The organism is Microbulbifer sp. TB1203 (assembly GCF_030997045.1).
Lineage (GTDB): Bacteria > Pseudomonadota > Gammaproteobacteria > Pseudomonadales > Cellvibrionaceae > Microbulbifer.
This window is the reverse complement of record NZ_CP116899.1, coordinates 4,970,124-4,984,050: the sequence shown is the minus strand read 5'-3', so window position 1 is coordinate 4,984,050 and position 13,927 is coordinate 4,970,124. Positions and strand designations below refer to the sequence as shown.

Below are 13,927 nucleotides of genomic sequence, written 5' to 3'. Positions count from 1 at the left end.
CATCAGTGCTTTTATTGCGCCGGGCATTGGTAAAAAATCCCCCTCTCACTTAGAATCCGGTCCTTTGCCGGCGCTTCCGGCGAATCGACGAAGAATAAAAACGCCGCTTCACTATGGAACTCCAGCAGTACCCGGATGAGTACGCCCTTTCTACACACCACCCGCGCCCTTAAGGCCGACGGCACCCGTCTACAGGCGGTGGCCGCTGCTATCGGCCTGCTGCTGTTCGCAGCCTGGGGACTGTGGTTTTTTACTGCGGGAATCACCGTCTATAAGGTCAGCGGCGAAGCCAGGCTGCAGCAGTTCGGCAATACCGTCCAGCTCAGCGCTCCGCAATCGGGGCGGGTAGTCGCGATACACCGGCAACTGGGCGATACCGTGGCCGATGGCGATGCCCTGCTGCAGCTCGACACCTCGGCGCTGGACCTGGGCATCGCCGGTGAAAACCGGGTGGCCCAGAGCCTGGAGCAACAACTGGAATCCCTTCGGCGCGAACAGGAACTGGTGGACAACAACTTCCAGCGCGACAGCGCCGCACAGCGGGAGCAGCTCGCGCTGTTGCGCGAGCGCCATGCGCTGCTGGAGAGCAACCTGGAAATCCAGGCGAATATCACCGCCCGCTACGAGAGCCTGGCGGCCAAACAGCAAGGGGCACAGCTCGATTACCTGACTGCCAAGCGCAGCCAGCAGCAGATGGCTGCGGATACCCTGGAAACAGAGGCGGAGCTGAAAGCGGCGGAGGAGCGGCTGGTGCAACTGGACGCGGACCATCGACAGTCCCGGGCGGAACTGGCCCGGCGCCTGGCGGCCACGGAACAGGAACTGGCGCAGGCGGACACCCGGATGCGCCAGCAGACGCTGACCGCGGATCAATACCACCTCCGCGCGCCCATCGGTGGCGTGGTGGCCTCCCTGGCGGATATTAACGTGGGTCAAATGCTCGAGGCCGGCGCAGTGGTTGCCAGTATCCAGGCTCCGGGAGAAATCCGTGTACAGGCGCAGTTCGAGCCCGCCGCGGCACTGGGGCATATCCGCCCGGGGCAGCGGGCCCGGGTGCGCCTGGACGGTTTCGCCTGGACCCGCTACGGCGAACTCTCCGCGCGGGTGGAGCGGGTGGCCGCGGCGGTGCAGGACGGCCGCGTGCTGGTGCAACTGGTGATCGACGGGGACGCCCCGCCCGGGCTGCCGGTGCAACACCACCTGCCGGCGGTGGTGGAAATCGTCACCGCCCGCAAGGCCCCTTACCAATTGCTGTTGCAGCGGGCCGGGGAGTGGATGGCCGGCGAAGGCGGCAATCCACCGGCCGCCGGAGCGCTGTAGATGAGCAAACCCCGCCGGCTGGCGCCGGAGGTCATCCAGACTTCCAATATGGACTGCGGCCCCGCGGCCCTCAAATGCCTGCTGGAGGGCTTCGGCGTCAACGCCCACTATGGCCGCCTGCGCGACGCCTGCCAGACGGATGTGGACGGCACCTCCATCGACACCCTGGAGGAAATCGCCGTGCAGTTGGGGCTGGACGCCGAACAGCTGGTGGTGCCCGCCGACCACCTGCTGCTCGACGATATCCACTACCTGCCCGCCCTGGTGGTGGTGCGCCTACCCAACGGCAACACCCATTTCGTGGTGGCCTGGCGCCGCCACGGCAACCTGGTGCAGGTGATGGACCCGGCCAGCGGCAGGCGCTGGCTCGGCGCCCGCCGCTTCCTGAACGAACTCTACACCCACACCATGGAGGTGCCCGCAGCGGACTGGCGCGAGTGGGCCGGCGGCGAGGAATTTGTCACCCCGCTGCGCGAGCGGATGCGCAGGCTCAAAATCCCCCCGGACCTCGAACAGGAACTGTGCCGCCGGGCCCTGGCCGACGAACACTGGCAGCCCCTGGCCTTCCTGGACGCCGCGGTGCGCATGCTTGCCTCCCTGACCGGCTCCGGCGCGCTGAAGCGCGGCCGGGAGGCGGGCCAACTGCTGGATGGCCTGGTGCGGCAGTTTGCCGAAGACAGCACCCGCGCAGTTCAACTGGTGCCGGAAAACTACTGGTGCGTGCGCCCCCAGACACCGCCCGGCGAACAGGCGGCTGAAAACGAGGACAGCGAGCCGACCCTCGCCTTCCGCGGCGCCGTGCTGGTGCGGGTCAAGGGCCACCTGGGCCGCGAACGGGCGCAGGCGGAATCCGAGGATTTGCGCAAAGCCCTCGACGAAAAGCCGCTGCGCCCGCTGCACCAGCTCTGGCAACTGCTGCGCGACGACGGCCTGCTGGCCCCCGCGGTAGTGGCGCTGACCATGCTCGCCTCGGTGCTGGGGCTGATGGCGGAAGTGCTGCTGTTCCGCGGGCTGATCGATATCCACGGCGAACTGGCCACCGCTCCCCAGCGGCTGGCCGCTATCGGCCTGGCACTGGCCTTCACCCTCACCCTGCTGCTGGTGCAATATCCCGCGGCCAGGGTGCAGCTGGTCCTGGGCAGGCACCTGGAGAGCCGCTTCCGCATGCGCCTGCTGGAAAAGCTGCCGCGGATACCCGACCACTTCTTCCACAGCCGCCCCGTCTCGGATACCGGCGAGCGCAGCCACCGGGTGTTCGCCCTGCGCGACCTGCCGGTGCTCGGCGGGAGCATATTGCACAAAACGTTCTCCCTGGCCGCCACCGCCGCCGGCATTATCTGGCTGGCCCCTTTCGCCGCGCCGCTAGTGCTGCTGATGACCGCGGTGCAGGTGGCGATTCCACTGGTATTCCAACCCGCGCTCAGGGACCGGGACATGCGCGTGCAGACCCACGCCGGCGCCCTGGGCCGCTTCTATATGGATGCACTGCAGGGGATGGTGCCTATCCGCACCCACGGGGCGGAAACCGCCGTGCGGCGCGAGCACGAACAACTGCTCACCGAGTGGGCCCGCGCCGGCCGCTCCTTCCTGCGCTTCCAGCTCTCCGGCCAGGCGGTACAGCTACTGGTGAACACCGTGCTTTCGGCGGTGCTGGTGCTGGGTTGCGTTTCCACCGGCGGCGCCGGGCCCTATCTGCTGCTGCTCGTCTACTGGATACTCGCCCTGCCGCCACTGGGCGAGGAGGTGGCGGCGCTGATGCGCGAGTACCCGCGGCAGCGCAACACCCTGCTGCGCGCGCTGGAACCGCTGCAGGCCGCTGGCGAAGAAGAACCGGAAGCGGTCAAGGGTGACGGAGAGGGTACAGAAGAGGAGCGCTGGGATGGACCCGCGGAAATCCGCTTTCACAAGGCGAGCGCCCGCGCCGCCGGGCAACTGATCCTGCAGGATGTCGATCTGCATATCGCACCCGGGGAACACCTGGCCGTCGTCGGCGAGTCCGGTGCGGGCAAGTCCAGCCTGGTGGGCCTGCTACTGGGCTGGCACCGCACGGCGGGCGGCCGCGTCCTGGTGAACGGCGGGGAGCTGCGGGGCGAACGGCTGGCGCAGTTTCGCCGGCACTGCGCCTGGGTGGACCCGGCGGTGCAACTGTGGAACCGCAGCCTGCTGGACAACCTGCGCTACGGCGGCGATGGCACCGCGCCCCTCTACCCGGTGTTGCGGCAGGCGGACCTGCTGGAGCTGGTGGCCAATCTCCCCGAGGGACTGCAAAGCGGCCTGGGCGAAAGCGGCGCGCTGGTCTCCGGCGGCGAGGGCCAGCGGGTGCGCCTGGGCCGCGCCCTGGGTAGGGAAGACCCCTGCTGCGCCATTCTTGACGAACCCTTCCGCGGCCTGGACCGCCACCAGCGCCGACGCCTGCTGGGCAATGTGCGCCGCTTCTGGCAACACTCCACCCTGATCTGCATCACCCACGATATCGCCGAGACCCAGCACTTCTCCCGGGTATTGGTGGTCGCCGACGGCCGCATCGTCGAGGACGGCCCGCCGGCGGAACTGGCCGCCCGGGAGGATTCCAGATACGCCCGCCTGCTGGCCGCGGAACAGCAGATGTGGCGCAGTTGCTGGGAGAGCGGAGACTGGCGGCAGCTGCGCATGGAAAACGGCCGCCTGGAGGAAACGGCGCCCGCGCCGGCTGCGCCGCGGGAGGAGATTCACCATGGCGACTGAACCCGGCAATACCCTGCGGCAACTGTGCTGGCCGGAGGACCAGTTGGAGGCGGCCCTGCAGGCCCTGGCGCACAGGGCCGGGCTGGACAGCGGGGAAACCGCCCCGGAAGAGCCTGGCGGGAGCGCCCCGACTGCCGATATCGACGGCCGTATCCAGCAGGGCGCGCAGCGCATCGGCCTGGAGGTGGAGGCGGTCAGCGCCGGCTACACCGAGCTGTCGCAACTGCTGACCTCCGCGGCTCCCGCACTGGTGCGCCTGCGCTTTGCCGGGGAGGACCGCTTTCTGGCCCTTTGCGACGGCGGGCGCCGACGGCTGCGGCTGCTCACCCCGCAACTGGAAACCCGCCGGGCTTGCACCCGCGACGTGATTGCGCAACTGACCGGCGATCTGGAGAAGCCCCAGCGCCAACGCATCCGGCAACTGCTGGAGAACGCCGGCATCGCCGAGGGACGCCGCGCCGGGGCCGCGCGGGCGCTGCTCGACGAGAGCCTGGCCCACGAATCCATCGGTGCCTGCTGGCTGTTGCGCCAGCCCCCCGGTTTACCCCTCTGGCGACAGATGCGCCAAAAGGGGCTGCACTGGAAACTGGCCGGACTGATCGCCTCCCATGCCTGCCAGTACCTGCTGTTCCTGCTGGGCTGGTGGCTGATCGGCGTCGCGGTGCTGGCAGGCAGGGCGGACCCGGGCTGGTTTGCCGCCTGGGTGCTGTTGCTGTTCACCCAGATTCCCTTCGCCCTGCTCACCACCCGCCTGCAGGGCATCGTCTCCGTGGAGACCGGCACCTTGATCAAAAAGCGGCTGCTCGCCGCCGCCCTGCGCATGGCACCGGGGAAAATCCGCCATATGGGCTCGGGGCAAATGCTGAGCCGGGTGTTCGACGCGGAGAATATCGAATCCGACGCGCTGCACGGGGGTTTCCTGATCCTGCTGGCGGTGGTGGAACTGGGCCTGATGGTACCGGTGCTCGCCCTCGCCGCCGGCGGTGCTTTCCACCTGGCGACCCTCGCGGTGTTTTTGCTGTTCGCCGTCGCGCTGTGCCGGCGGCAATTCCTGCTGCGCAGCCGCTGGACCGACCGCCGCCTGTCCCTGACCCACGGCCTGATCGAGAAGATGGTGGGCCACCGCACCCGCCTCGCCCAGCAGCCGCCGTCGGACTGGCACCGGGGCGAGGACCGCGAACTGGGCGGTTACCTGCAGAGCGCCATAGCGTCCGACGATGCCATGACCCGGCTGGTGGCGCTGCTGCCGCGCAGCTGGCTGGTGCTGGGTATCGCCGGGCTCATTCCCGCCTTCGCCGGCGGGGCGCAGGGCGGCGCTCTCGCCGCCAGCCTGGGCGGCATTCTGCTCGGCTACCGCGCGGTACTGAAGGGAATGCACGGCTTCACCAACGCCCTGAACGCGACGATCGCCTGGCGCAACATGCGCGAGCTGTTCGCGCTGGAGATGGCACACGCGAAAACGCAATCCCCCATTCCTTCCGGCCGGCCGCCGGCGGAACGCGGGCAGCCATTGCTGTATGCCCGGGGGCTGCGCTTCAAGTACCCGAACAAGGAACGGCCGGTCCTGCGCGACTGCGGCCTGAGCGTCGCCACCGGCGACCGCATATTGCTGCAGGGCACCTCCGGCTCCGGCAAATCCACCCTCGCCAACCTGATCACCGGCCTGCATACCCCGGACGACGGCCTGCTGCTGTTGCACGGTTACGACAGAAGCAGCCTGGGCGCGCACCAGTGGCGCAGGCTGGTGGCCTCGGCGCCGCAGTTCCACGAAAACCACGTGCTGGGTGAATCCTTTCTGTTCAACCTGCTGATGGGCGATTGCTGGCCGCCGCGCAATGAAAGCGTCCAGCGGGCCTACGTCATCTGCCGAGAGCTGGGCCTGGAGCCGCTGCTGCAAAAAATGCCCGCCGGCATGCTGCAGACCGTGGGCGAAATGGGCTGGCAGCTCTCCCACGGCGAACGCAGCCGTCTGTATATCGCCCGCGCGCTGCTACAAAACGCGGAGCTGGTGGTACTGGACGAAAGCTTCGCCGCGCTGGACCCGGAGAACCTGCGTCTGGCGGTGGACTGTGTTAAAAAACACGCGCGCACCCTGCTGGTGATCGCCCATCCCTGAGGCGCGACTGCGAACCCGGCTTATGCCGGGCAGTACGCGACCCAATAATTGCCGCTCGACTTTGGCTATGAACGACCACGTCAATTACGACAACATCCCCGACGTGCGGGACGGACTCACCCGGAAAGAGCGGGCGATACTATATTGCCTGCAACAAGCCCAAAAGGAATTAAAGGGGAGAAATGTCCCGACCATCATGCTGTACGGACGCGTGGTGGAGCTGGTCGATATCAGCGAGGCGGAATTTCAGGAAATCCTTTCGCGATTTACCGGGCTGACAAAATTGTCGGGCGAATATTGACTTCCCCCTTCACCGATCAGACTCCCACGCGGCTTTGGCTAGCCGGTAGTGATCAGGCCACTGCCGGCACAAGCGATAAGGAACTGCCCCTGAACCGGGAATTCTGTCACTGACGCACCACTCGGCACACGGTAGCATTACCGAACCGGAAACGAGGGAGATCATCGTGAAGCAATATTGGGTAGTGGCAGGGATAATGGCATTGGCGGGCTGCCAGAATATGGATGCCGTGTCCCCCTGGATCGATGTGGGCAATCAGGTGGCCAGGAACGCGGGCTATGATACCGATTCCAGGCTCGCCAGCGGTATCAAGGAAACCCTGCACACCAGTACCGACCGCGCCAGCAGCCGGCTGTCACAGAGGGGTGCATTCAACTTGCAGCTCCCGGCAGCCGCCCGGCCCGTGGCCAACAGCCTGCGCCAGTTCGGGTTTGGCAGCTATGTGGACCAACTGGAAACCGCCATGAACCGCGGCGCGGAGCAGGCGGTGGCCGAAGCCGCACCGGTGTTCAAACAGGCGATTACCAATATGACGGTCAATGATGCCCTGGGCATTATCCGGGGCGGTGACACCGCCGCCACAAACTACTTCCGGGTACAGACCGAAAGCGCGCTGCGCCGGCGCTATCAGCCGATCGTGGAAAGCAACCTGCGCAAGACCGGTTTCTATGACCAGTACAAGAGTATGCTTGCGGTCTACGATAAATTGCCCATCGCCAACAAGCCCGGTATGGATCTGGAACGCCATGTGATCGACAGCAGTATGGCGACGCTTTTCAGCCGTATTGGCGAAGAGGAGGCATTGATCCGGAGAGACCCCGTTGCCCGGGGCAGCGTGCTGATCGGGCAGGTGTTTGGGACGAGATAGAAGGAGTAACTCAGGGTTCTCAATTCGCCTGGCAGACCGCTGGGCGGCACCCCGCCATCCTTGGCGGTCACAGCAGGCTCCTACAGGAGGACTCTGCTTGACGAATAAGCCGCTTCTCCTTGTAGGATGGGCAAAGCGCAGCGTGCCCATCTTCCGGCCCTTGATGGGCACGCTGCGCTTTGCCCATCCTACAAAAATTGCCCTGACCGCCCTTAACTTAGCGCCATTCAACTCCCACCCCACAACGACAAAACGGCAGGGCCGCAGGCGCCCCAATACCTGGAGCGGCCGGACCAGCCGTTTTGCACAGCCGGAGGCTGCCTGTAGGGTGAGCGGTTCGGCGTTCCGAGCCAGGAATGGCGGCTCGAATGACAAAACGGCGGGACAGCCGTTTTGCACAGCCGAAGGCTGCCCGCAGGGTGAGCGGTTCGGCGTTCCGAACCAGGAATGGCGGCCCGAATGACAAAACGGCAGGACGCCGTTTTGCACAGCCGAAGGCTGCCCGGAGGGTGAGGGCCAGGGATGGCCCGAATGACAAAACGGCAGGACAGCCGTTTTGCACAGCCGAAGGCTGCCCGAAAGGTGAGGGCCAGGGATGGCCCGAATGAAAAATGCCGGCAGCGAAAACCCACTGCCGGCAACAAATGATGGTCCCAACCATCAGACGGTTACAACAACACTATCAAGAGCGAAAATGGAGCATCCGTGCCCCGGCCAGGCCCTTCCTCACACTGGGCAGACGTAGGCTCTGTGTATACCCAGCCCGACCTGGCAATCCAGCTAGCGCTGAATGGCTTCCTACCGAGCCGTGCCTCCCTCGGCACGGCGTCCGGTCCTTCGGATCCGGTGTTAAAGAGTGTCTTTCCTTAGACCGATTCCCCCTATAACCACCGGGTAAACCGCCGCTCCTCAACACTGGCGACTACTCTACGGATAAACCGATAACAGGTCGATCACACGCCATTACACGCCATTACAGGTTTGGTTGATTTTTGATCAAGCCAGTAATTAGCTGCGGTCAATTGCGCAGCCGGAGGAGGGGTGCACAAAAAGGTTTCAACTGTTACAGTTAAAACTATAACAATAAACAACCATTTTTGAGGACAAATATGGATAGTAATCTGCAAGATGCAAAAGTTCTCTCCCCCCGGCGCAACAGCAGTAATGCGACGACCACCGCGGAGCTGGCCCGCGAGCAGCTGCAGCATTTTTCCATTGACCCGGGCTCGGAGCACGGCCGTCTGCTGCTTGACACCGCAGAACTGCTCTACCGCGCCCAGGGCAACCTGAGCGAGTTGTGGGCCCAGAGCGCGACCACACTGCAGAAACTGGACCGCTCCGACAAAGTCGCCTGGTTCAACGCCAAACGCTTTATGAGCTTCCAGTTGGCCAAGCTGCTGGACACCCTGCAAAACCCCCTGCGCGCCAGTTTCCAGAGCCTGCAGGGGAGCGGCGATTTCAATGTCGCCACCCGCGGCGGCTACCCGCTGTTCGACAACATCCCGGCGATCTTCTCCGCCACTCCCGTGATCGCGCGCACCGCCACCTATATCTACGCCTGCACCGAGTGGGTGGACGACGCCTTCCGCGGCCGCGAGCCCAGCCACGATATCTACTCGCGCCTGCTCAACCCCACCTCCATCTCCCTGGCCAACGCCATTGTCGACCTGGAGTGTGGGCCCGAGTCGGCGGACTACCTGGCGTGGAATTTCAACTCCGGCATGGCGGCGATCGACGCACTGCTGACCAACCAGCTCTCCCACGGCGATATCCTGATCGTCTCGCGGCATATCTACGGCGGCGTGCACCAGTTGCTGGTGGATCACTACGGGCGCCGGGACAAAATGGCCATTGAGCTGGTGTGGTTCGACGGCACCGGCGCGGGGGAGTTCGAACGGTTGCTGCAGCATACGTTGAAGTCCCACGCCGAGAAGATCAGCGGCGGCGCGCGGGTGCATGCCTACCTGGAATCCCCCTGCAATCCCCACGGCACCATGCTGGACGTGCCGGGCATCTGTGCCGCCGCGCACCGGCACGATATCCTGGTGAGCCTTGATTCCACCCTCGCCACGCCTTTCCTGTACCGGCCGCTGCGCCGCAAAGACAAGGCGGAGCGGCCGGACTTCGTGGTGCACTCCTACACCAAGGATATCGGCGGCACCGGCGGCACCACCGCCGGGGTGGTGATCGGCGAGAATCACCGCATGTTTATCCCCAAGGGCGACAGCGCCAAGGGCGTGAGCTGGGACCGCTGCCTGTTCTGGGACGTCTACTACATCAAGGGCGCCTTCCTGGACGCGGACAAGGCCTGGGAGGTGCACAACGGCATGCGCACCCTGGAGATGCGCATGCTGAAGAAGTGCATCAACACCCTCTGCCTCAGCCACTTCTTCGCCAGTCATCCGGAGATCCGCGTCAACAGCCACGCGCTGGAGGAACACGACAACAGCGACCTGCGCCGGCGGCTGCTGCGCTACGGTCTGCCCACGCCGCTGTTCAGTATCGATATGGAGGCGGCCGGGCTTCCCGACGAGGCCTTCAAGCGCTTCTTCGACGCGTTGGAGCCAGCTTTCGGGCAGATGGTGAGCCTGGGCCAGACCAATACCATGGTCCTCTGCCCGGCGTTCACCTCCCACTCGGAGCTGTCTCCGCAAGCCCTGCGCGCGGCGGATATCCATCCCACCACCATCCGCATTTCCGTGGGCGACGAGAATATGGCCCAGTTGGCGGCACAGTTCATCTCCTGCGCGAAGCTGCACCTGGACCCGGTGCGCCCGGGATTCAGCGAGGGTTTTATGTCGCCGGACGAAGCGGACGGGATGTTTGCGCGCTTCTACCTGGACTGCCATCGCAAGGTGGCGGAGGAGTTTCCGCGGATTGCGGATTATCTGTAGGAAAGCCGCGACAGCTCTCCCCCTGTAGGAGCGGCCCATGGCCGCGATCTGATTGCACTACGAAGTGAGATCGATCGCGGCCATGGGCCGCTCCTACAGGGTCATTGATCATTGGCCGCCGACCACTTACCATCCCACCTTTCTGCCCATAAATTAATCAAAAAAGAGACAGCCCCTGCGCATGCGCCTGCTTACCCTGTTGTTCTGCTGTTTTACCGGTTTCGCCTCGGCGCAAAGTTACGAAAAGCTCTACAGCGACTATCGCGAGAGCCTCTACCAGATCCGCCTGATCGAAAAGTCCTCCAACTCCAAGGCGGCCATCGGTTCCGGCTTCCAGATCTCCGCCGACGGCCTGGTCGCGACCAATTACCATGTGGTGGCGGAGGCGGTGCGCAAGCCGGAGAAATATCGCCTGCAGTACCTGTCGGTGGACGGCAACCGGGGCGAGCTGGAGCTGCTGGATATCGATGTGGTCAACGACCTGGCACTGCTGCGCCAGGACAAGCCCGGGCCGGAACATATCAATCTGTCCCGGCACGCCCCCAGTCACGGAACCACCATCATCTCCCTGGGCAATCCCCTGGATCTGGGCATGACCCTGGTGCCGGGTACCTACAACGGCATTGCCGCCGGCAGTTTCTACGACCGTATTCACTTTTCCGGCTCGATCAATCCCGGCATGAGCGGCGGGCCGGTGATCGATGCCAAAGGTGAGGTGGTGGGGATCAATGTGGCCACCGCCGGCAACCAGATCAGCTTCCTGGTGCCGGTGGATAAGCTGATCGCGCTGCGGGAGCACTACCAGCGGCAGGACGGCCGCCCGGTGGACCTGCAGGCCGCTACCCACCGGCAGTTGCTCGACAACCAGCAGAAAATCATCGACTCCGTACTGGAAGCGGAGTGGAAACTGCGCCCCCTGGGGGATGCCATGGTGGTGGGGGAGATACTCCCCTCCATCCAGTGCTGGGGCAACTCCGAGGAGGACGAGGACAACCCGGTCAAGCGCATCGACAAGGGTTGCACCGGCCAGGACGTGATCTACCTGTCGGAGAATTTCAACACCGGCCGGGTGGAGTACGAGTTTTTCTGGCTGGAGGCGGACGACCTGCTGCCCTCGCGTTTCTACAGCGAATACGAAAGCCAGATGAGCAGCTTTTACCCCGGCAATATGGCCGGCGAGGACGACGTCACCAACTTCCGCTGCCGCCAGGGCTTTACCTCCCAGGAGCGCAAAGTTGGGAAATCCAAGGCCGATAACGACCGGCAGCCGGTGCGGGCCCGCACCAGCTACTGCGTGCGCCGCTACCAGCAGTTCCCGGACCTGTACGATGTTTTCTTCCTGAGCCTTACCGTGGACCAGAAGGACCGCGCCCTGGTCAGCCACTTCACTCTGTCCGGATTTACCGAGACGTCGGCGACCGCCTTTTCCGAGAAGTTCACGAGCGAGATCCAATGGCACTGATTATCGAAGAACTCAACCGTTCCCAGCGGGTACAGGCCCGCTATCGCATGGACGGCGAGCGTTTCACCCTGGGGCGTGCCTACCATAACGATGTCATCCTCGACGACCCCCACGCCGACCCCCGCCACGCGGAGGTGGTGCGCGACGAAGACGGTGGCTACACCCTGCGGGACCTGCACAGCGCGAACGGCAGCCAACTGCTCGGCAACAACCGCGACAAATCGGTCAAGGCGGGTGCCTTCAGCGAGCGCGCTATCGAATCCGGCGACGAGATACAACTGGGCAAGACCCATCTGCGCTTTACCGACAGCGAGGCAAGGGTGGCGCCGGCGCTGCCGCTGCACTCGCTGGAGAGACTGTTCGAGCGGCTCTCGCACCCGGCGGCGGCCTTCGCACTGCTGTTCACCGTGGGCCTGTCCACCCTGGCGATCAGCTACCTGGGCTATGCGCGCAGTTACGAGTGGACTCTGGCGGCGAACCTGGTGGCGGGCAGTGTGGTGGGCCTGCTGGTTTATGCGGCGGCCTGGGCCTTTATCGGCCGGGTGGTGCGCCACGAGACGCGATTCTTTACCCACCTGTCGATCGCCGCCCTAGGAGCCCTGCTGTATGCGACCTGGGAGTGGTTCGGCGGCCTGCTGGATTTCAACTATGCCCTCGGCAATTGGAAGGGCGTGCTCGACCTATTGGTACTGGCACTGCTGCTGCCCGCCATGCTCTGGTGCGCCTGCTTCCTGGCCATGAACCTGTCCCCGCGCTGGCGCTGGGGCGTGGCACTGCTGCTGCCCTGGAGCTTTCTCGGCCTGGGAATGGCCGAGGATATCGGCGGGATGCGCGATTTCAACGCGCTGCCGGAGATCTCCACCGAGATCAAGTACGAAGACATGTTGTGGCGCGAGCCGGTGCCCATGCAGCAGTTTATCGCCGGTTCGCCGGCACTGTTCGATATTCCCCTGGATAAAAAAGCCCGCGATGAGGACGAGGCTGAGGATGAGGTGAAGGACGCGCCGAAACAGCAAACTCCCACCGGGCAGGAGACGGAGACAGAGTCTTGAGCAATCCCTTCTGGAGCCCCGAGCTGGCACAACTGGAACCCTATGTCCCCGGGGAACAGCCCCGCGGCCGGCTGATCAAGCTGAACACCAACGAGAACCCCTACCCGCCCTCGCCCCGCGCGCTGGAGGCGCTGGCGGACGAACAGTTGGCGGAAGCCCTGCGTCGCTACCCGGACCCGGAATCCACCGAGCTGTGCACTGCCATCGCCGGGCAGTACGGCCTCGACAGCGGCCAGGTGTTTGTCGGCAACGGTTCCGATGAAGTGCTGGCGCACAGCTTCTACAGCTTCTTTCGCCGTCCGGAACCACTGCTGTTCCCGGACATCACCTACAGCTTCTACCCGGTCTACTGCCAGCTCTACGGCATCGACTACCGCACGCCGCCGCTGCGGGACGACTTCAGCCTGGCGGTGGAAGACTACGCCGGCCCCGCCGCCGGCGTAATCCTGCCCAACCCCAACGCCCCCACTGGTCGCTACCTGTCGCTGGAGGAGATCGAAAGGTTGCTGCGGCTGCAGTCCCAGCGAGTGGTGGCCATCGACGAAGCCTATATCGACTTCGGCGGCGAGAGCGCGGTGCGCCTGATCGGCGATCACCCAAACCTGCTGGTTATCCGCACCCTGTCCAAATCCCATGCCCTGGCCGGACTGCGCCTGGGTTATGCCCTGGGACAGCGGCACCTGATCGAGGGACTGGAGCGCACCAAGAACTCCTTCAACTCCTACCCCATCGACAGCGTCGCCCAGCGCGTGGCACTCGCGGCGGTGCAGGACAGCGCCTGGCTGGCCGACAGCAGTGCCCGGGTGATCGCCACCCGCGAACGGGTGGTCGCAGCACTGACCGGGCTGGAGTTTGAGGTAGTGCCGTCCAAAGCCAATTTCATCCTTGCGCGGCCGCGGGGCATCGGCGCGGAAGACCTGTACCGCGAACTGCGCCGGCGGGATATCCTGGTGCGCTATTTCAACAAGCCGCGCATCAGTGAGTACCTGCGCATCTCCATCGGCACCGATGGGGAGATGGATGCGCTGCTGGCCGCCTGTGCGGAGATAATAGGCTCACGGACTGGGTAAGCCGGGGCCCTGTTTATCGGGACCCGGAATGATGATGCGCTGTAGGAGCGGGCCATGCCCGCGATCAGGGTTTCCGTTTTTTTCAGACACTGATCGCGGGCATGGCCCACTCCTACAAGA

At 64.7% G+C, this 13,927-nt stretch carries 9 protein-coding genes; all 9 read left to right on the top strand.

The window, feature by feature from the left end:
• Positions 1-135: 135 nt before the first annotated feature.
• The 9 genes from PP263_RS21130 (at position 136) to hisC (ending at position 13,807) form a co-directional block, all read left to right on the top strand.
• Positions 136-1,320: an HlyD family efflux transporter periplasmic adaptor subunit gene (locus tag PP263_RS21130; RefSeq protein WP_308366054.1), complete on the top strand. Its 1,185-nt coding sequence runs from the start codon at positions 136-138 to the stop codon at positions 1,318-1,320.
• Positions 1,321-4,044 (top strand): cysteine peptidase family C39 domain-containing protein, encoded by a 2,724-nt coding sequence (locus PP263_RS21125; protein WP_308366053.1) that lies wholly within the window; start codon positions 1,321-1,323, stop codon positions 4,042-4,044.
• Positions 4,034-6,160, top strand: a complete 2,127-nt coding sequence (locus PP263_RS21120) for an ABC transporter ATP-binding protein (protein WP_308366052.1) — start codon at positions 4,034-4,036, stop codon at positions 6,158-6,160. Before PP263_RS21125 ends, PP263_RS21120 begins: the two co-directional genes overlap by 11 nt.
• A 67-nt stretch (positions 6,161-6,227) precedes the next feature.
• Complete coding sequence (locus PP263_RS21115; protein ID WP_308366051.1) at positions 6,228-6,461, top strand: hypothetical protein; 234 nt, start codon at positions 6,228-6,230, stop codon at positions 6,459-6,461.
• Between the two features lie 166 nt (positions 6,462-6,627).
• A complete protein-coding gene (locus PP263_RS21110) occupies positions 6,628-7,329 on the top strand; it encodes a DUF4197 domain-containing protein (protein ID WP_308366049.1) in 702 nt (233 codons plus the stop codon).
• 1,109 nt (positions 7,330-8,438) lie between these two features.
• Positions 8,439-10,223 (top strand): PLP-dependent transferase, encoded by a 1,785-nt coding sequence (locus PP263_RS21105; protein WP_308366047.1) that lies wholly within the window; start codon positions 8,439-8,441, stop codon positions 10,221-10,223.
• Between the two features lie 181 nt (positions 10,224-10,404).
• Positions 10,405-11,685 (top strand): serine protease, encoded by a 1,281-nt coding sequence (locus PP263_RS21100; protein ID WP_308366045.1) that lies wholly within the window; start codon positions 10,405-10,407, stop codon positions 11,683-11,685.
• On the top strand, positions 11,676-12,737 hold the full coding sequence (locus PP263_RS21095) for an FHA domain-containing protein (protein WP_308366044.1): 1,062 nt from the start codon (positions 11,676-11,678) through the stop codon (positions 12,735-12,737). Before PP263_RS21100 ends, PP263_RS21095 begins: the two co-directional genes overlap by 10 nt.
• Positions 12,734-13,807, top strand: a complete 1,074-nt coding sequence (gene hisC / locus PP263_RS21090; RefSeq protein WP_308366043.1) for a histidinol-phosphate transaminase — start codon at positions 12,734-12,736, stop codon at positions 13,805-13,807. The genes PP263_RS21095 and hisC overlap by 4 nt, the downstream gene beginning before the upstream one ends.
• Positions 13,808-13,927 lie beyond the last annotated feature (120 nt).